Below are 18,628 nucleotides of genomic sequence, written 5' to 3' on the forward strand. Positions count from 1 at the left end.
CCCTCAATCTACGCTGCCGGCTTAAGATGTAATAGAGAAGGAAAGACAGATGATCGCTAAATTATGACAATCAGCGTTGCCCTCAACCAATCGGTATGCCAATTCGACCCCGACGCGGACGAGCGTCCGGCCGTTGCACTATTGCTGGACATCGAACAAAACGATGTGGAGCAACCAGTGCACCAGCACAGAAAGGGGCAGTTGGTCATGGCCTTGCGTGGTGGTGTCGTGTGCGAGGTGCCCAAAGCGATGTGGATGGTCCCGCCCCATCATGCCGTGTGGATTCCGGGCGGCATGCCCCACAGCAACCGTGCAACCGACAACGCGCGCATTGGCTTCTTGTTCGTGGAGCCTGGGGCCACTTTGATGCCGGAGACATGCTGCACGATTGCGATCAACCCGATGGTGCGCGAACTTATCCTTTATCTCGCCGGGCAGCCTCCAGCCTATCCACATGAAAGTCCAACGGCCCGCGTGGCAGCCGTGGTGCTCGAACAGCTGGCGACGGCACCCATCGAACGATTGCACCTGCCCGTTTCGGACCACCCGAAAATCCGTCATATCACGAACGCATGGACGGCCGATCCTGCGGACCGCCGCACACTTGCGCAGTGGGCCAGTCAGTTGGCCATGAGTGACCGGTCTCTAGCTCGGCTGGTGCAACGAGAGACCGGGTTGAGCTTCGGGCGGTGGCGCCAGCAGTGGCATCTGATCGTCGCCCTGCGCCAACTTACCGAAGGCGCAGCGGTGCAGCAGGTTGCTGGCAACCTCGGCTATGACTCGGTGACGGCGTTCATCACCATGTTCAAGAAGATGTTGGGCAAGCCGCCTGCCCAGTACTTCGCGTCGTTGCGCTGACCCGGTGCATATGGCGTGCGCGAGGTCGGCCGATGCACCTTCTAGTCCACCAGATTGTGAACCTTGGCGATCTGCCCGCTTGCAGGCCAAAGTCGAGCAGGGTGACCGCGAACACCAGAACCAGCAGCGAGAAGACGCCCACCCAACCGCCCAAAGCGTCGGCGCCAACACCGCGCCATACAGGCCAAACATGCCCGCCGCCGGGCCTTGGCCGAAGACAGTAGTTCGGTACTGAGTCAAGAGCTTTCGAACGAGAATTCGTAAATCGAAATAGGAGGCTGCTCAGTCATCCCTCTGTTTCGTTCTGTAAGACAGAGTCCGATGGGCTAGGATCATGCAGGCTAGACGTTCTCTGGCACTCCCAGCACGACCAATTGCGATCCAGCTTTCTCGCCCGACGCTCCTAATTGGCTCCTAGTCCACGAAGCCGCAGCCTCGCAAAGCGGCCCGAAGTAGAGCTAACACCTTGTCCCGTATAAGCTTTTGAGCCCTCGACGATTTCCACTTGGGGCTTGACGCAGGCACTTTTTTGGGCGCATTTTCGTGTGCGCAACGGGTGCAGTGGGCGCAATACGGTGGGCCGGCCGGTCGGGTTGTCGCTGGTACGCCGGTCGCGCATGCGGGACGCTCACCGCATGCCTGCCGAAAGATTTCGGCGACATGCCAGGCAACCTCCGGTCTTCGAGGTTGCGCGCGGCCCGCAAACTGCGTGACCGAACCAGTTCGCTTCGCATCCTTCGCGCGAACGGCCGCCGGTTTTCCCGGTGGCGGATGCTTTTCGCCAACCCAACCCACCGCGGGGTTACGCACTCTCCCCGCATGCTGGGGTCGGTGTGTCTCAGCTTTCGTCCTATGGAGATCCACCATGAATACCCCATCCCCAACGAAGTCGTACTTCGACCTGCACACGTCCGGCATCGGCTACCTGCAGGATGTCCGCGAAGTCCCCGTCCGGGGCGGCCGGCGCGCCCAGCCGTTCCTGGCCTGCAAGATCGCAGCGCTGGTCGGATCCGCGAATGATCCGGGCTACCGCTATTTCGACATGCGGGTCTCCGGTGCCGAGGCCAAGAAGCTGGTGGAACGCTACCTCGGCGAGAACGATCGCCGCAGCCGACCGCTGGTGCGCTTTCGCATCGGCGACATCTGGCCCGACGCGTACCTCCGCACCAGCGGCGAGCGCAAGGGCGAGGCCGCCGCGAGCATCAAAGGCCGCCTGCTCAAGGCCGAACTGATCGATCGCGCCGAGTTCAATGCCATCGAGACGCACGAGATCATCACCCGGGGCATCGGCTACCTCAACCGTCCCGAGGACGTGCGTCCGAAGGACAGTGACCCATTCCTGTCGTGCAGCATCGCCGCGCTCGCGGGCCCGGTCGACCAGCCCGCGTACCGGTACATCGAGACGAGGGTCGATACGGAAGAAGCCTGCCATCTGGTGCGACGTTGCATCCAGGCCGTGGAGTCCGATCGCAAGGTGCTGATCGCCTTCCGCCTGAACGACATGACGATCGATCCGTACATCCGCACCAAGGGCGAACACGCGGGCGAGCCCGCCGCGGGCCTGGAGTCCAACCTCGTCCATATCGGCCTCATCAAGATCGATGGGCAGAAGGTCTACCCGGCCGGGGAACCCGACCGCGGTGCATCGCCGGACCAGCAAGCGCCCGGGTCCGACAACGCGGACGCGCCCACGACCGACGACCACGCCACCGGGCCCGCCACGTGCGAGCCGGACGGCGAGGCACGGGAGCGGGAGCCGGCTCTGGCCGATTCGTATTGATCCCACAAGGGCCCCTCGCGGGGCCCTGTCTTCTCGTCCCGATACCCAAGGAGAACCACATGGCAACCACCACGGCACACGAGCCACCATCGGTGTCGCCCATCGTCGTCCCAGGCCAGCTCACGCTGCGCACCATCCGCGGCCGCAATGGCCCCTTCACCGTCGGCCGGCTCGCCACGCACCTCGGCGTGTTCGAGGTCAAGGATCCGGAGCTGGAGCAATATCCGGAGGGCAAGTACGACGGGGAATTCGTCATCCGCTACATCTTCCCCAAGTCCTACCCGGTCGGCGGCGGCATGCGATTCGAGATCCGCGCCAGCCTGGATGGCATGGCGCTGCACGGCATCGACAAGCTCAGTCGCGACGATGCCCGCAGCTTTGCGCCGCAGGACGTCGATCCGCTGGACGAGGAACCGGGAGCACCGGCCACGACCGCATCGGCACCCGCTCCCGGGCCGAGTCCCGCTGCTCCCAAGCCCGCACCCGAGCGGGCATCGAGAGACCCACTGATCGATACCACGCCGTTCGGCGTGGAAGCGCTATCCGCTCCCGCGACCGAAGCCGCCACCGCCAGCGGTGCCGACAGCGAGGACGCTGCGTTGTTCGGCGTGCTGTGGCCCCTGGGTGAGTCCGTCAAGCTGGACTCGACCATCGACCGCCGCACGCTGCGCATGCAGATCGCTCGCCTGGGCGCACTCGGCTATGCGCTGGATTTCAGGTCACAGGAATGGCAACGCCCGCCGGAACCCCAGGCGGCGTAGGTCTGTGCACCGCATCCGCGGTGATTTCCTTACCCGCTGGAGCGCTTTCCCGTGCGCAAGCGCACTCCGGCTTCTTTTTGGAGATCTTCACCATGTCCACGATCCATTGCAGCACCGCCTCACCGCACCCTGATGGCATGCCCCACGCGTTCGATGAATCCTCGTGGCGCACGGTGTGCGACGAAGTCGCCACGCGCGCCAACAAGGGTTGCGGCTTGTCTCACGACTACTACGTCGCATGCTTCAGTTCGACCATCGATGCGCTCGCCGGTCGATTGCCCGAAGACCAGCGCGAACAGGCTCTGAAAATCGCCCGGGAATGGGACTACGCCACACCTGCCGAGCGGCGGGAATCCCAGATGTGGAATGCCGAGAACGGCTATTGCTCGCACGGCATCGAACTGGGTTGCTGTCCCGCCGGTTGCGGTTCGGACTGACGAAGGGCCACTCGCTCCAATTGCCGCACACGCGGCGTTTTCACCACCCGCCGGGGGTTCTTCCCCGCGGGGGAGACCTTCGGTCCTTTTATTCCAGGAGGCCTCTCATGGGCTGGTATTTTTCATCCCAATCGCGGTCTGCACTGATCGCGCAACTGATCGCACCACAGGAGACCGAGCGCGCCAGCGTGAAGGTCGTCGCCCATGCGCTGCGCGGCAATGTCCTCTGGTCCGTATCGGAAGTGACCGCCAAGGCCGAAGGCGTGCATCGCGACCTCGCGCCGGGCCAGTCCCTGCGCAGCATCCGTTGCGATCTGCTGGAGCGCAGCGGCGACCAATGGGGTCACAAGCCCTTGGAAGAATGCATGCACCCTTACTACTACTCGTGCCCCCTGTCCTATCTGGACCTCGCGCCAGAACAGTCCGCCGACTGGCGTGCAGGCGTTCGCGCCTACCACGCGCGGCGTCGCACGCCCACGGTGGCCACGGCATCCGCCGCGGCGCCGACCGCCTGAGCGATGGAGCCGACATGGACGCGATCCTGGCGGCGCTTTCGCCCTCGCTGTTGGCACTCGTCGAAGGGAGTTTGTCCAACGACGAAGTGTCCGGCGACGAGGAAATGCGGGAGCACTTCATTCGCCACGGCCTCACCGAGGAACAGGCACGGCAGGCACTGACCTACCGCGACCAGTACCTCCGCCACATCTACCTGGAAGGTTTCACGCCGATCACCTCGGCAAAGGAGGTGCTTCGCTTCGATCCGCACACCCGGCGGTTCTTGCCGGGCTGAGCGGCTTTCTTCCATCCCCTGGGGCAGTGCTTGCCCCGGCGGGCGGTGCTGTTCCCGTTTCATCCTAGGACACAACCATGCCCGCAAACCCTTCTTCCACCCCGCGTCTGTACCCCATCGACGAATGCCCCGACCTGATGGCCGATGCCTGCGTCTGCGGCGCACAGGGCGAACTCGTCTTTCTGTCCGTCTGGGCACGCGATACCGCCATCCAGGAGTTCCTGGCGCGCCTGACATTGCCAGGCGACGCCCAAGGCCTGGACCAGTTCCATCTGGTCACCGGCGACGGTGCATCGCTTCCCGTGTTCGTCGGCAACGCCGAACAGTTGGAAAAGCGCACGACCCGCGCCTACCGCCGCACCCTGTTCGGCTCCATGGTCCACCTGTGGCTGTTCGATCGCCGCTGCGTGCAGCCCGACAAGGCGAACGCCAGCGCGCTCGCACTGATCCCCAAGGCCGATGCCGCATCCACCGAACGGTTGTGGACGCTGGTGCGGCAGACCTGCCCGCTGCCCCTGCTCGACCACTGGCGCGACACCGTGCTGGAGCTGCTGTCCGCCCACGCGATGCTGAGCCGTCTTCCACTGGCCCTCGGGCCGCTCGAAGGCCATCGGCTGGCCCTGGACGTGCCCGTGCTCACCCAAGCGCTTGGCGATTTGATCCGCCGCGGCGTTCTGCGCACCTGCGCGCAGGACGTCCTCCCGGCAGAGCCGCTTGGGCGACGCGCCTGACGCCTTCGATGGGCCTGCGATGCAGGCCCCCTTCCCTTTTTTCTCACCGCACCAGGAGCATTCCATGGCACTCATGTTTCCGCGCCTCGCGCGCAATTTCATCAAGGCCGGCTACTTCCCCACCGACGAGTCGACGCTCGCGCGGGTGCTGTCCGCCCTCGCGCCCGACAGCGGTCCGATGTGCATCCTCGATCCCTGCGCCGGCGAAGGCGTGGCGATCGCCGAGGCGGCCCACGCCCTCGGGCGCGCGCAGGTCACCGCGTATGCCGTCGAGTACGACGGCGAGCGCGCGGCCCACGCGCGTTCGCTGGTGGACCACTGCCTGCACGGCGACCTGATGGACACGATGGTCTCCCGCCAGGCCTTCGGCCTGCTCTGGCTCAACCCGCCCTACGGCGATCTGTCCAAGGATGCCAACGGCAACATCGGCTACCAGGGCCAGGGCCGAGCGCGCCTGGAGAAGCTCTTCTACCAGCGCACCCTGCCCCTGCTGCAGTACGGCGGCGTGCTCGTCTTCATCGTGCCCAGCTACGTGCTCGATGCCGAACTGGTCGGGTGGCTCACGCGCCACTTCGACGGCCTGCGCGTCTACCGGGCGGTGGAGACGCAGTTCAAACAGGTGGTGGTCTTCGGGCGCCGGACACGCCAGCGCGAGCTGGTCTCCGAGCCCGCCGCCGCGGCGCGCGATCTGCTGCTGCGGATCGGGCATGGCGACGTGCAAGCCGACGAACTGCCGATCGACTGGCCGTTTCTTCCCTACTGCGTTCCCACCAGTCCGTGCGAGCCGGAGCATTTCTACCGCGTGACGATGGAGCCCGGGCAGTTCGCCGAGGAAGTCGGACGGCTCCGTGGGCTGTGGCCGATGCTGGACACGCACCTGGGTGCCGCGCAGCAGTCGCTGCGCCCGCCGGCTCGGGCATTGTCCGCATGGCATCTGGCGCTCGCGCTGGCTGCTGGCGCGATCTCCGGCGTGGTGCGCTCCAGGAGCGGCCGCGTGCTCGTCGTCCGAGGGGATACCCACAAGGACAAAACGCTCCAGCGGGAGTTCACCGAGCGCGATGACGGCTCGGTGGCCGAAACCCGCATCCTCACCGACAAGTTCGTGCCGGTCATCCGGGCCTGGGACATGACTCCAGGCTCCGCGACCTTGGGCGAAGTTCTCACCATCCGCTGATCGGTTTGTTTTCAGGGCAGCGCACCGCCGCCCACCGCAGTCGTTCCACGGGGCGCCACCGCCCTGCTCTTCCTCACCATGTCGGCGGACCGCCGATCTTTCTTCCCAGCCGGGGCATGCCATCGCCCCGCAGGGGAGGTGCATGCCCCATTTTTCATGGAGCATCACCATGTCCTTCGAAATCGATACCGCCGCGGACAACGCACCCGTGCAGGGCGACCTGCTCGGCGCGGAGCCTTCTCCCCTGGAGCTGAGCCTCACTGAGTTCGTCGCCGAGTTCGGCGACGAACTGCTGGAGTCCCTCAACCGCGCCAACCCACCGGTCTACAGCGGCCAACCCAGAGCCCATCGCCAGCGCATCGTCGCCGGCCTCAAGCGCAGGCTGTTTCCCGCGCAGGCCGAGGTGGTCCATGCCGCCGCCGAACTGCTGATCGACCGCGGCGAGCGTGCCGCGATCGTCAACGGCGAAATGGGCTGCGGCAAGACGACCGTGGGCATCGCCACGGCCGCCGTGCTGCACGCCGAAGGCTACCGCCGCACGCTTGTGCTGTCGCCGCCGCACCTGGTCTACAAGTGGCGGCGCGAAATCCTCGAAACGGTTGCCGGTGCCAGGGTCTGGGTGCTCAACGGCCCGGATACCCTGGTCAAACTCATCAAGCTGCGCGAGCAGTTGGGCGAGCGGCCCACCGGCCAGGAGTTCTTCGTCCTCGGCCGGGTGAGGATGCGGATGGGCTTTCACTGGAAGCCCGTCTGCGCGGTGCGGCGCACCCGCCACGGCGACGTGGCGACGTGCCCCGACTGCGGCCATGTCGTCACCGACCTCGACGGCGAGCCGGTCCATCCGGCCATGCTGGACGAGGACGAGCACCGCAGAAAGTGCGGCCACTGCGCCGCGCCCTTGTGGACGCTCATGCGGCCCGAGAGCCTGTCCGGCAACGCCCAGTCCTCGGCCGTCGCCAAGGCGCTCCAGCGCATTCCCACGATCGGCGAAGCCACCGCGCAGAAGCTGATGCGAAAGTTCGGCGACGGCTTTCTGGCCTCGATGCTGGGCGACAACATCCACGAGTTCATCAACCTGATGGACGCCAATGGCGAACTGGTGTTCTCTGACCGGCAGGCCACGCGCATGGAGCGCGCCATGGCGAACATGGAGTTCGGTTTCGGCGAGGGCGGCTACCAGCCCACGGAGTTCATCAAACGCTACCTGCCGCAAGGCACGTTCGACCTGCTGATCCCGGACGAGGCGCACGAGTACAAGAACGGGGGCAGTGCCCAGGGCCAGGCGATGGGTGTGCTGGCCGCGAAGTGCCGCAAGGCATTGCTGCTCACCGGCACGCTGATGGGTGGATACGGCGACGACCTGTTCTATCTGCTGTTCCGCGCCCTGCCCGGGCGGATGATCGAAGACGGCTACCGGCCGGCGAAGAATGGCTCGATGACCTCGGCGGCGATGGCGTTCATGCGTGACCACGGGGTGCTGAAGGACATCTATTCCGAGAGCGCCGGCACGGCGCACAAGACCGCCAAGGGCAGCAAGACCAGTGTCCGAACGGTCAAGGCACCGGGCTTCGGTCCCAAGGGTGTGCTGCGGTGCGTGCTGCCGTTCACGATCTTCCTCAAGCTCCGGGACCTCGGGCGTGACGTGCTGCCCCCGTACGACGAGGAGTTCCGCGAAGTTCCGATGGCGCCCGCGCAGGCCAGCGCCTACAGCGCGCTCTCGATCGCGCTCACCAGCGCGTTGCGCCAGGCCCTGGCCCGTCGCGACACGACGCTCCTCGGTGTGGTCCTCAACGTGCTGCTGGCCTGGCCGGACACGTGCTTCCGCGCGGAAAACGTCGTGCATCCACGCACACGCGACACGCTGGCTTTCGTCCCCGCCCAGTTCCACGACGCGCAGGCGATGCCCAAGGAACGGGAGTTGATCGACATCTGCCGCCAGGAGAAGGCGCAGGGCCGCAAGACGCTCGTCTACACGGTGTACACCGGAACGCGCGACACGACCTCGCGTCTCAAGCGGCTGCTCGAAGTCGAGGGCTTCAAGGTGGCCGTGCTCCGCGCCAGCGTGGACGCGAGCCGCCGCGAGGACTGGATCGCCGAGCAGCTGGACCGCGGCATCGACGTGCTCATCACCAATCCGGAGCTGGTCAAGACCGGACTGGATCTGCTGGAGTTTCCGACCATCGTGTTCATGCAATCGGGCTACAACGTGTACTCGTTGCAACAGGCAGCACGGCGCTCATGGCGCATCGGCCAGACGCAATGCATCAAGGTGATCTATCTCGGCTACGCCGCTTCTTCGCAAATGAGCTGCCTGAAGCTGATGGCCCAGAAGATCATGGTGGCGCAGAGCACTTCGGGAGACATCCCGGAGAGCGGGCTCGATGTGCTGAACCAGGACGGGGATTCCGTCGAAGTCGCGCTCGCGCGGCAACTGGTGAACTGATCTTCGTGGCAATCGTTGGCGGCTCCTTCGGGAGCCGCTTTTTTTTTTTGCGCGCATCTCCTTACCAGGGGTTACCTCGGCAATGGACGCTGCCATACACACTACCCGGCTTGTCGAGCCACTTGGAGAGCAGCATGACTTCTTCGCGCACACCACCGACCACCTCCGATCGGGACGCGCTGCCGAGCGCACGGCCCCCGACGCCCGGCCAACCGCTTCCCGATGATGAAATACCCTTCAAGGCCGATGTCTGGAGGGAAAACGGTCGCGTGATCGGGGCCACCTTCAGCGGCCAGATTTCCACCACGAGGTTCAACGGTCGGGTGAAGACCGGTGGCGCCGAAGTCAATGTCGAGCGAGGCAATGCCTTCGGCTCCGCTTCCACCAACGGAAGCTCCATGGATGGCCGTGTGGGTTTCAGGACCGGCATGGAGAACTTCGAGTTGAGCGCATCGTTCGCCCCGGGCGGAGAGCTCAGCGGATCCGGCAGGGTCACCGTGGGCGATGCGTCGTTCTCGTTTTCGAACGACTCCATAGGCACCGAGTTCAAGTTCGCCAGCGGCGCCAGCGCCGCGCTCAGCAGGAACGCTGACGGGGCATGGAACGCGAGTTGGAATTCCCCGACGGCGGGCAGCTTTCAGACGGCGCTGAGCTTCGGCAACAGCGGTGGCAGCTGGGCGATTAACGCCAACTTCACACTCAAGATCGAGTGACGCCATAGCATCGATCCAGCGCGCAAACTGGCGCGCGCAGAGGTTTTCCGGAACCCAGGATGGGCGCAGATGCCGCAGCAATCACTCGTCGCTCGGGCATTCCTGGTCGCGCTGACCCTGGCCTTGGCCGGTTGCGCTTCGGTGGACCGCGGCATGCATCGCTTCGACGATTGGCTGGGTTCCTTCAAGAGCCGCGAGGACGGCAGCTACCTTGCCACCTGCAACGAGCCTGGCAATACGTTCGACGCGACGACCGCGCCTCCTTGCGAGAGCGATCTAAGGCGGCATTGCCCGAACGGGTTCACCGTGGCGAGCGTCGGCGCCACGGTGAACCCCAACCCCAGCAGCTTCACCGAGAAGTACCGGGTGACGGCGCTGGCGTACTGCAAGTGACTCACCTCAGGCGTTTCGCTCGATGAGAACGTGATCGGAATCCCAGCATTCGGTGACTGCGGTGCTTCCCCGCACACAGGCGGACCTTTGCAAACACGGTGACTCGCGTGGTCGAGCTTCCTGCGGGTTTGTGGCAAGCTGACTGGACAACCGGACCTCTGCCTCTGGAGATTTCTTTCATAACGGCTCGCACCGAGACCACCACTGGGGCGAAGACGTTGAGATCGTCAACTTTTCAAGAGGGCGCGACTGTCTTTCGAGGAAGAACCCATCGGGAGCGCACATGTTTTCAGAATGGGAGAAAGCCTTCCGGCGTGGGGTGCGACCGCGTCATGTACGAAGCGATTCGGGGCGCAGGAATCGGAGTGAAGCACAGCTCCGATGGCTTGTGGCGGTCGGATGCCGCTGACTCCAGAGGATAGGAATTGAACGCGGAAATCGCTCAGGTCATTACAAAGGTCAATACCCGATGACGATGAAAAATAAGCCGAAGGTGGGCGAGTTTTATGTTCTCAGCTCCGACGTGCGCGGTGGTGGGCCCGGCCATGGAGTAGTGTTCGAGAACGAGAAAGAACTTCGCCCCGCCGGACAGGGAATCATTCGCCCTAGCAGCGGCGGATTTCCGCCTTTGAGCGAGAAGCCGCGGTTGCGCTATGAAAAACGCCAGGGACGGATGCCGGAGGATCTGCAAGGAGGATTCAGCGGCTATTGGCTGACTTCAGAGCCCTTGAAACAGATCCTCGAATCTGTCGATCCCGATGGATTTGCATTCGTGCCTTGCGAGTTCGTTATGGAGGACGGATCCCAAGGTCCGCCCTACTTCCTATGCGATGTGGTCAGAACGCTGGATGCGCTCGATGAGGCTGCATCCACTCTGAAGATCCTGACGGAAGGTTACCCGGCCGGCAAACACTACAGCCTAGCTGGTGGCGCGAGCCTGGCGTTCATCCAGGACGTGGTCGGAACGGCCCATGTCTTCCGTACGCCATACAACAGCCGACTCATCGTGTGTGATCGCGTGCTGCGCGATGCCCTACTGGAAGGCGGCTTTGGAAAAGCCCCTCGTTCGCGCGGCGTCTGGCTTGAAGACGCCGCGAAATACTGATCCGTCTGCTATCGCCCCCCTTCGGAGCCGAGGCGCATGCCGGCCAACGATGCCATCCTGCAAAGTCATCATGTCATTGAGCAAAGTGTTTTTCGTGACCATGATTTGCTCAAAAAATTGGTGGAACATGGGCTGATCGATGAACACACATCAGCGAATCGTTTATATCTTCCAGTAGACGGTGGACTGGCGGACGCGCTTGAAACCTCACCGCACAGAGGTCGGACTCGCAGTTCTTACACCAAAGGAATTCGGCAAGAGCTCGATAGCATCGCCGATACCGGCGATGGTGTTGCCGCGCTAGCTGACGACCCTGCCGCGCTGCGAAGGGTCAACGCCAGAGTCGCCGAACTCCAAGACACCCTCAAGGTTGCGCTGGTCAACGGCGATGCTCTAGCAACGACGCCGGACAGCCTGACTAAGGACCAGGCGAATGCGCGGAACAACAGAACCTTTTCCGACCTCGACCACTACCGGGCAACGCATGCCGATCAACTGAAAGCCCTTCGTTCCATGGGCTCCGTGGAGTCCGAATGGGCGGCCGTCACCCACTCGGAGCATCGCATTGTGCGGGTGATCGATGCTGCGCGCGCCACCGGCAGCAATCTGGTGGCGGCCCCCTACGAGCCTGCGGTCCGGGAAATCGTCGGACGGGAGGAGTTCCGCCTTGCGATCGCCCACGCGCAGGACGCCGGACGTGTGACGTTATCCGAATCCAATGCGGCCTTGATCCAGCAGGTACTGGATGACACGCCGACGGCCATCGGAGGTGCCGCACGCGGGATTCGCCAGGTAGCTGGCGCATCACCGCCCCCCTACACCCCTCTCTCGCAACGCGGCTTCGCCACCGCCGAGTTGCTGGCAGGCGACCTGTCGGCGGGCCAGGCGCTGCGCAGTGCCGGGCTGCTCGTCACCGCCGCCGACGCGGTGACCTCCGGTCAACGCTCCGTACGCTTTCTCGGCCAGGACAACCCGCTGGCTGCGCAATCGGAGCTGGCGCACTTTGCCGGCCGCAATGCGGGTGGCTGGGCCGGCGGCACCGCTGCCGCCTACGCGTTGGGCAGCTCCGGCGCCGGACCGATGGTGCTGATCGCGGCCGACGCGTACTTCATGAGTGTCGCCGGCGAGAAAGCCGCCGCCCTGCTCGACAACCGCGCCATCTACCACCAGACCGATCGCGACGGAACTGCATGGTCGTTCGATGGCCGTGCCTGGTCGCGGGGCGGCATGGCCGACACGACCGGCGACGGGATCGACAACCCCGCCGCCATGCCGATCGTCGCCAGCTACGCGAAGTCCCGTGAACTCAACTACCACGCCACCAATGCCGCCGCCGCGCTGGCACTCAAAGACGCACCCGCGCCCACAGATCCCTATCGGCAACCGGCCAATGCCGGCGACCGACCGAGCCTAAACGCTGCCGACTGGAGGCGCGATACGGCGGACGGGCAATGGCACCGCCTGGTCAAGACCGAGATCTCCGGTGCCAACGATCGGGGCGGCTATGAGCAGGAGACCGCCTCGCCGCCACGCGCGGCGGAACTGGATGCGCAGGCGCAGGCAGTCATCGCCCACAACATCGCCAACAGCCCCGGCGCGATCGCCGCGCGTTATGAACTGACCTACCACCGAAGCGGCTGGGCCGCCGAAGGTTTGCCGATGTCGCCCGCGGTCCAGCAGGCGCTGCCAGACCCGGATGCCCTGATCGCCTCGAACGGCCAGCGGTACTACCGCAACATGGAGGGCCAGTGGACCGGCCAAGGCGCTCCGCCCGATGCCAATCGCGTGCTGGAACTGGAGACCACGCGCGCGATGCTGCAGCCAGCACTCGCCGAGCAGGCACAGGCGATCGCCACCATCCAGCAATCGCCGCCGTCGCCGCAGGACGTGCAGCGCGAGCAGACGCTGTACCAGTACCGCATCGTGGGCACGGAACTGCAGCCCCAATGGCAAGAGGCCATCGAGCTGGCGACGCAGCGCACCCGCGAAGCGGAAGGACTCGCGGGCGATGGCGCCATGCAGCTGCAACGCGGGCCGGGCGGTCAGTACGGCGCCGACAGTCCGATCACCCATCTCCAACGCGGCCCCGATGGCGTGGAGCGCATCGCAGCGGTCACCAGCACCGAGGACATTCGCCAGGCGCTGCGGGAGGTGCAGGCACGACAGCATTCGGCCGTGCCCATGCAGCAGGTGGCCTCCGCGCAGCGTCCCTCCGAAGGCTCCGCGGATACGGACACCTCGGACGCTTCTCCCTCCAACCAGCACGCGCTCGATGTGCAGGCCCGCGGCCAGGCGGCCAATGCCGCGCAGGAACGCCAGGAGCGGCAGCAGGAGGACCGACAGGCGCAGGAACAACATTTGGCGCAGGTACGCGCGCACGCGCTGCAGGAGCAGGCATCCCATGACGATCGGGCACAGGCCGCTGCGGCGCTGCAGGCGCATGCGGTTTCGGAACTCCGCCAGCAAGAGTCGCAGCAGTTGCAGCAGTTGCAGCAGCAAGAGCAACACCAACAACGGCAGGCCCTCGACGCGCAGCAGGGCGAACAACGTGAGCAGCAGGCAGCGCACGACGCCCGGCAGCAAGAAACCTTGGATCGATAAGCCCAGCAGACTGAGCTACGAGAGGAGGAAGCACGCCGCACCCAGGACGCCGACCAGCGCACGCAAGAACGCCGGCAGGCGCAAGACGCCCAGCATCCAGAGCAAGCCCTGCAGCCGCACCGGGCGGTTCTACGGCACGAGCAGGAGCCGAGGCAGGAGGCCCCATCGGCGGAGCAGGCCATGCCCCCTGCTCACGACACCCAGCCACGCACCCTCGATCCGCATCCCACCCGGGACAGCCTCGCCCAGCATTCCGCGGAGCCACCGGCGGAACACGTGCCAGCCCCTAGCATTGACATCGCGCAGCAGCGGATACAGGACCGACACGCCCAGGAAGAGACTGCCCACAGCGTCCAGTCAGTGACGCTGCAGAGCGCTGCGATCTCGCCCGCATCGCCGGAAGCAGCGCGGCCAGTACCGGATCCGCAAGGGAGCCGATACCTGTCCACACCGCAAGCGCAGCAGCAGTCCGACGAGTCGTTGCACACGCCCACTACGCCCGTATCCGACGCTCCAGCCGAACGATTGCTGGCGGAGCATCCTGGCAAGCAGCACTCAGAGCCGACATCCGAGACTTCGGCGCCGGAAGTCTCCGGCATCACTGCAGCGTTGCCGGCCGTTCCACACCTCGCGCAGGCGCCAGAACTTCCCGTGTCACGGCCCACTGCCGGCCGCTCCGCCGGCGTGCCTGAGAACGAAGCCGATGCACCCCAGCCGCCGTCTGCGGCTCGATCGGATGAGCAGGCGCCTGCGGCCCCGGCTGTGCCGGATCCGGACTCCTGGGAAGAGATTACGCGAACCATGCGCGAGCTGCGCATCCGGCTCGAACAGGAGCTCGAAACGGAAGATCGCATCGCACAGGCCCGGCAAGCGCGCGTGGAGCGCGGCGAGCAGCCATTTACGGATCTGGAGCTGCGTGAAGGGTATGACCCGGATGGCCCTTCTGCACTGAGGAAGCCCCCCTCCATGGCCGCAGAAGCTGCGCCGCCACCTCTGGCGGGTGCGCACCTTGCTGGCGAGCAAGACGAGGATCGTCCACCACCCACCCGCAAGACCATCACTGGTGATCCAGATGTCGATGACCTGCTGTACGCCATCGACAGCAAGAACGATCTGGCCATCGAGCAGGCATTGAAGCGCGTCGCTAACAGCGCGCACAGCGCTGCCCTGGCGGAGCAAGGACATGCGCATCTGGATGCCAAGGCGCAGCAGGAGGCGCAGGAGCAGGTGACGACGCGCCAGGCGCTGGGCATGGACGTCTCGGCCGAGATACAGACCAGCCGCGGTCCAGTGATGGTGATGACGCTGCCCCAGTTCGCCCACGGGCCCGCGATGCAGAGCGGGCCGCAGGGCGATGGAGGAGGAGGCGGTGACGGAGGTAGTGGTGGTGGAGGCGCCGGAGGAGGCGGTGGTGGTGGTGGTGGCGGATAGCGAGAACCCGGAAGGCGAATTGAATCCTCAAGAGACCACGATGGACATGCACAACATCTCAGCGGTGCCAGACGACGAAGGCGGAAAAAGCGCAGCAAAAGAATCGATCCAGGCCATGGCGGCGCTGATCGCGCAGTTGCAGCGGCGGGAACAGGTCCTGGAAGATCAGGTCCGCCAGCAGATGCAGTTGCTGCAGAACGCAGTCAACAACGCCGATCAGCGCGTCCATCGTGTCGTGGAGAACGCGCTTCCGCGGTTGACGCAGCTGACACAACAGGCGCTCTCGGTCGCGCTGGATCCCGCCGCCGAGCGGTTCGACCGCACGATGACCGCGACGAACCAGCAGCTGCAGCAGGCCACCCAGCGCTACGCGCAAGCGCAGCAATCGCTGGAAACCACGGTGATGCGCCGGATGTGGATGGGCACCATCGCGATGGGGGTGGCGGCCATCATGGGGCTGTGCGCCGTGGCATACGCACTCCAAAGCGCCCGCGCAACCCTCGCGGAGGCGAAACAGCGCCGGGCGGAAATCGCCTATCTGGATCGCGTGGCGCGGGCCAACCTCGTCGCCTGCGGCAACGACCGGCTCTGCGCGGACTTCGAGAAGAAGGGGCCTCGCTACGGCGACCGCGGCCAGTACCGTGTGGTCACCCTGCGCGAATCACAACCACACTGATTCCCGCCATCACAGCCGGGCGCCATTGCGGCCTCTTCGGAGTCCGCTTTCCTGCGCCTGGGCAACCGCGATCCGCGTCAAATTCGCAGCGCACGGTGCTTGCATTCAAGCCTTTGCCTGTTCTAGAAAACCCTCACACCCCACGGAAGGAGGAAGCATGAGATTGTTCAGCGCGGCCGTCATCGCCATGTCGGCCTTGTGTGTCCCTCCGGCCCACGCACAGCAGCAGCCCGTGAACACGGGACTTGGCGAGTGCGTGGATTTCGTGATTTTTGCCTCCAGCACGCTCACGGGCCAGGTCAACGGCACCACGTTCCCCTTCGTGTACGGTCCAGCCACCTATCTGGACAAGCCCGGAAGCACCGTCTACATCCAGAACTATTCGTGTGCCTCCAACGACATCCCGGGGCTGTACTCCAGGGTATCCATGGTCAGCCACGAGATGGGCCATCTGTACCTGGACCAGGGTTGGGTGCTCGGCACGCGGGAAGACTACATTGCCAAGGCCTGCACCAATGAAGGACGGGCCGTGCTCAACAACTCCACTGCGCGCAGCGAGATACTGGACACCTCCCAGGGAAGCGCCGACATCAGCCTGATCGCGGCGAATGCCTCGGCGCTGCTGTCCACGATCGCGGCCGGAGGCAACGATCTGGCCGAGCGTGTGGGGGATGCGTTCTGCGAGGCCAATGTCACGTCCACCACCGGTGAGAACTACAAGGTGTACTACGGCAACGAATACGACAAACTCAATCCCCCGTCGCAAGAGGAGCAGTAAGCCATGAAGACTCTCGTCGCCGCTCTGGGCGCGGTCGTCCTCGCGACGGCTCCGCTGGCACCTGCCGCAGCCGCACCGCGCGCTCCCGCCGCTGCCGAAAAACAGCTCTGGGCCTTCTCTGAAAAAATCGCCCTGGCCCTTCCGGGAGACGGGAGGGACGTCTTGAAAATCGTCTCGCCCCGCTCCGCCTCAACCGCTGCATCCAATGGGAAGGAGCCTCGCGGGAAGTCGACGGAAATCGCGCCATCATTGTTCGCGTCGAACGCCGTCGTGGTCATGGGAGCGGACAACCGCGCCGATTCGGCGTCCTTCGACGTGACAGGCAGCTGCATCTCTATGGCAGCGCTGCGGCGCCAGTATCCGAGCCTCATCGTGATGGACTATGCGCGCGGAGCCAATGAGCACGCCGTCTACACCTTGGGCGCGCAGGTCGGCGACGCGATCGTCGCGTACTCGTTTCCTGCCGGCAAACTCGATTGCATGAGCCGCGTGTCCATCACGCCTGCCAAGACGACGAAGAACAAGCTCGGAATTGGATAAGCATGTTGTGAACTACAGGCAGAAGCCAGCAGTCGTGCGGCTTTGGGCAGCATGATCGCTTTCTCTCTGGTTTAGCCTTGGTCCGCCCAAGCCAGCTCGACAGCGTGGCCCGTGGCCTACTGTACTGCGGCGCAGAGCTGGTCGACTTCGGCGTGTTCCTGTGCGTCTGCCGGCGTGAAGTGCACCGCCGGCTTTTGTCTAACTTTTCAAGGATGGAAAAATCCACCAGCGCGAACCGTGGTGGCTTGGTACAGCATCTGGAAGATCAGGTTACTCGTGCGTAGGTTTTTCCATCCAAGACTCGTTTCACTTGATTCACGTCTTTCGCCCCGATGCGCACGTAAATTTCCTCTGGCGTGTGGTTTTTGGCGAGCTCGCGTATCGCCTTGACTTGGACCACGGACAAGCGACCGTCCCGCCCGCAAATCTGCGCTACCGCCCAGTCGTTGTCCCTCCACTTTTCAGCGACCCATGGCGCCGGTAATCCCAAGCGGGGATGGTCATTCAGCCACTTGTGCACAATCTTGTTGCGGTCATCGGGCAGAGGAACGACGCCTTTCGAAAGCAATCCGTTTTCGCGGAGGTAGCGCAGGCCGCTCTTTCCGCCCGGCACCATGTTTAGCCGGCGCTCGTCATCCCAATGCCCTTCCACCAGAAACTCTTCCGCCTCATAGAGCTGCTCCAGATCGTCGGTGATAGCCATTACCTTGTGGTGCACGTACGTGAGACGCCCGCCCTCTTGCTCTTCTCGAAATCGGCGATGGAAAAGCAATGGACTGCCCGCCTCAATCGCGCGGCGGTGCTCGGACCAGCGCTTTTGCCAGCTACGGGTGGACACACCAACATAAAAGAACCCATCGTCGGGGTACGACGCACCAGCGCCGAAGATGTGCTGGTAAAGAACGTATGCGCGTTCGGGGTAGTGCTTGGGCGATAGTAGGAAGTGCGCAGGCACCGAAAATACAAGGCTAGGCCTCCTGATGGTGCTTTGGTCAATCTGCGTAGATCTGCGCATGGCCGCAACCAAGTACGCGGGGTCACTAACGACTTCCACCGAAATCGTAGGCGGGATAGCTAACTCGCCTTCGCTCAGGGCGCCGAGCCCATACGCAAGCTTGCGGTCCACCGTTCTGTGCCCATCCATGAGCTTCGGAGACGGAGAGGTGAATCCCAGACGGTCGCCTATGAAAATCATGTGCACCACAGGTATCACTTGACCTGGCTTGAGCCTAAACACGCCGTGGGGATTCGCAGCCACCCGCGCCCATTCCCACCCGTAGTCGGAGGACCGCACGAAGTCTTCAAGAAGCTGCTCAACCTCGCGCCGCCGTCCAATCATAGACTTCGGTGCCAGATGCTCCCACCAAGCCTTGTTTAGCTTCATCGCATCACCGCCTATCCTTCGAAAGCCGGCCGA

16 protein-coding genes and 2 pseudogenes are annotated in these 18,628 nt (G+C 64.4%); 17 read left to right on the forward strand and 1 reads right to left on the reverse strand.

Translation table 11 applies throughout. From position 1 onward, the window contains the following. The first annotated feature begins 63 nt into the window (after positions 1–63). The 17 genes and pseudogenes from AMD14_RS11805 (at position 64) to AMD14_RS25560 (ending at position 17,211) form a co-directional block, all read left to right on the forward strand. Positions 64–858 (forward strand): AraC family transcriptional regulator, encoded by a 795-nt coding sequence (locus tag AMD14_RS11805; RefSeq protein ID WP_011051442.1) that lies wholly within the window; start codon positions 64–66, stop codon positions 856–858. A gap of 865 nt (positions 859–1,723) precedes the next feature. Beyond that, entirely contained in the window at positions 1,724–2,638 is a 915-nt protein-coding gene (locus tag AMD14_RS11810; RefSeq protein ID WP_011051443.1) for a DUF3577 domain-containing protein, read from the forward strand. Between the two features lie 59 nt (positions 2,639–2,697). Beyond that, the gene (locus AMD14_RS11815; protein WP_011051444.1) at positions 2,698–3,399 is read left to right on the forward strand and encodes a DUF3275 family protein; all 702 of its coding nucleotides are present in this window, start codon (positions 2,698–2,700) and stop codon (positions 3,397–3,399) included. Between the two features lie 92 nt (positions 3,400–3,491). Then, positions 3,492–3,836 carry a hypothetical protein gene (locus tag AMD14_RS11820; protein WP_011051445.1) on the forward strand — a complete coding sequence of 115 codons (345 nt, stop codon included), beginning with the start codon at positions 3,492–3,494 and terminating at the stop codon, positions 3,834–3,836. Positions 3,837–3,943: 107 nt separating this feature from the next. After that, positions 3,944–4,351, forward strand: a complete 408-nt coding sequence (locus AMD14_RS11825; RefSeq protein WP_011051446.1) for a hypothetical protein — start codon at positions 3,944–3,946, stop codon at positions 4,349–4,351. 14 nt (positions 4,352–4,365) lie between these two features. Then, positions 4,366–4,626: a hypothetical protein gene (locus AMD14_RS11830; protein ID WP_011051447.1), complete on the forward strand. Its 261-nt coding sequence runs from the start codon at positions 4,366–4,368 to the stop codon at positions 4,624–4,626. 77 nt (positions 4,627–4,703) lie between these two features. Next, on the forward strand, positions 4,704–5,357 hold the full coding sequence (locus AMD14_RS11835; protein ID WP_011051448.1) for a hypothetical protein: 654 nt from the start codon (positions 4,704–4,706) through the stop codon (positions 5,355–5,357). A 64-nt stretch (positions 5,358–5,421) separates the two neighbouring features. After that, positions 5,422–6,531, forward strand: coding sequence for a DUF6094 domain-containing protein (locus AMD14_RS11840; protein WP_011051449.1), 1,110 nt, complete (start codon positions 5,422–5,424; stop codon positions 6,529–6,531). Positions 6,532–6,700: 169 nt separating this feature from the next. After that, positions 6,701–8,974 carry a helicase-related protein gene (locus AMD14_RS11845; protein ID WP_015463239.1) on the forward strand — a complete coding sequence of 758 codons (2,274 nt, stop codon included), beginning with the start codon at positions 6,701–6,703 and terminating at the stop codon, positions 8,972–8,974. A gap of 134 nt (positions 8,975–9,108) precedes the next feature. Then, positions 9,109–9,687, forward strand: a complete 579-nt coding sequence (locus tag AMD14_RS11850; protein WP_125459527.1) for a hypothetical protein — start codon at positions 9,109–9,111, stop codon at positions 9,685–9,687. A gap of 69 nt (positions 9,688–9,756) precedes the next feature. Then, positions 9,757–10,080, forward strand: a complete 324-nt coding sequence (locus AMD14_RS11855) for a hypothetical protein (protein WP_011051452.1) — start codon at positions 9,757–9,759, stop codon at positions 10,078–10,080. A gap of 469 nt (positions 10,081–10,549) precedes the next feature. After that, a complete protein-coding gene (locus AMD14_RS11860; protein ID WP_011051453.1) occupies positions 10,550–11,185 on the forward strand; it encodes a DUF1629 domain-containing protein in 636 nt (211 codons plus the stop codon). 36 nt (positions 11,186–11,221) lie between these two features. Next, positions 11,222–11,419: pseudogene (locus tag AMD14_RS25320) on the forward strand (hypothetical protein); the annotation flags it as partial. A gap of 87 nt (positions 11,420–11,506) precedes the next feature. After that, positions 11,507–15,217, forward strand: a pseudogene (locus AMD14_RS24670) (hypothetical protein). Beyond that, complete coding sequence (locus tag AMD14_RS11880) at positions 15,141–15,893, forward strand: hypothetical protein (protein WP_015463244.1); 753 nt, start codon at positions 15,141–15,143, stop codon at positions 15,891–15,893. The pseudogene AMD14_RS24670 and the gene AMD14_RS11880 overlap by 77 nt, the downstream one beginning before the upstream one ends. 157 nt (positions 15,894–16,050) lie before the next feature. Next, the gene (locus tag AMD14_RS11885; RefSeq protein WP_040155627.1) at positions 16,051–16,671 is read left to right on the forward strand and encodes a hypothetical protein; all 621 of its coding nucleotides are present in this window, start codon (positions 16,051–16,053) and stop codon (positions 16,669–16,671) included. 276 nt (positions 16,672–16,947) lie between these two features. After that, on the forward strand, positions 16,948–17,211 hold the full coding sequence (locus tag AMD14_RS25560; protein WP_306345873.1) for a hypothetical protein: 264 nt from the start codon (positions 16,948–16,950) through the stop codon (positions 17,209–17,211). A gap of 265 nt (positions 17,212–17,476) precedes the next feature. On the opposite strand, the gene AMD14_RS11895 is transcribed toward AMD14_RS25560, so the two are convergent. Beyond that, positions 17,477–18,595 (reverse strand): hypothetical protein, encoded by a 1,119-nt coding sequence (locus tag AMD14_RS11895; RefSeq protein WP_011051459.1) that lies wholly within the window; start codon positions 18,593–18,595, stop codon positions 17,477–17,479. Positions 18,596–18,628 lie beyond the last annotated feature (33 nt).

The sequence above is a fragment of the Xanthomonas citri pv. citri genome, assembly GCF_000961215.1.
GTDB classification, from domain to species: Bacteria; Pseudomonadota; Gammaproteobacteria; order Xanthomonadales; family Xanthomonadaceae; genus Xanthomonas; species Xanthomonas cissicola.

Coding starts and splice junctions, on each gene's coding strand:
- AMD14_RS11805 (WP_011051442.1), top strand. CDS start 64: ATGACAATCAGCGTTGCCCTCAACCAATCGGTATGCCAATTCGACCCC.
- AMD14_RS11810 (WP_011051443.1), top strand. CDS start 1,724: ATGAATACCCCATCCCCAACGAAGTCGTACTTCGACCTGCACACGTCC.
- AMD14_RS11815 (WP_011051444.1), top strand. CDS start 2,698: ATGGCAACCACCACGGCACACGAGCCACCATCGGTGTCGCCCATCGTC.
- AMD14_RS11820 (WP_011051445.1), top strand. CDS start 3,492: ATGTCCACGATCCATTGCAGCACCGCCTCACCGCACCCTGATGGCATG.
- AMD14_RS11825 (WP_011051446.1), top strand. CDS start 3,944: ATGGGCTGGTATTTTTCATCCCAATCGCGGTCTGCACTGATCGCGCAA.
- AMD14_RS11830 (WP_011051447.1), top strand. CDS start 4,366: ATGGACGCGATCCTGGCGGCGCTTTCGCCCTCGCTGTTGGCACTCGTC.
- AMD14_RS11835 (WP_011051448.1), top strand. CDS start 4,704: ATGCCCGCAAACCCTTCTTCCACCCCGCGTCTGTACCCCATCGACGAA.
- AMD14_RS11840 (WP_011051449.1), top strand. CDS start 5,422: ATGGCACTCATGTTTCCGCGCCTCGCGCGCAATTTCATCAAGGCCGGC.
- AMD14_RS11845 (WP_015463239.1), top strand. CDS start 6,701: ATGTCCTTCGAAATCGATACCGCCGCGGACAACGCACCCGTGCAGGGC.
- AMD14_RS11850 (WP_125459527.1), top strand. CDS start 9,109: ATGACTTCTTCGCGCACACCACCGACCACCTCCGATCGGGACGCGCTG.
- AMD14_RS11855 (WP_011051452.1), top strand. CDS start 9,757: ATGCCGCAGCAATCACTCGTCGCTCGGGCATTCCTGGTCGCGCTGACC.
- AMD14_RS11860 (WP_011051453.1), top strand. CDS start 10,550: ATGACGATGAAAAATAAGCCGAAGGTGGGCGAGTTTTATGTTCTCAGC.
- AMD14_RS11880 (WP_015463244.1), top strand. CDS start 15,141: ATGGAGGAGGAGGCGGTGACGGAGGTAGTGGTGGTGGAGGCGCCGGAG.
- AMD14_RS11885 (WP_040155627.1), top strand. CDS start 16,051: ATGAGATTGTTCAGCGCGGCCGTCATCGCCATGTCGGCCTTGTGTGTC.
- AMD14_RS25560 (WP_306345873.1), top strand. CDS start 16,948: ATGGGAGCGGACAACCGCGCCGATTCGGCGTCCTTCGACGTGACAGGC.
- AMD14_RS11895 (WP_011051459.1), bottom strand. CDS start 18,595: ATGAAGCTAAACAAGGCTTGGTGGGAGCATCTGGCACCGAAGTCTATG.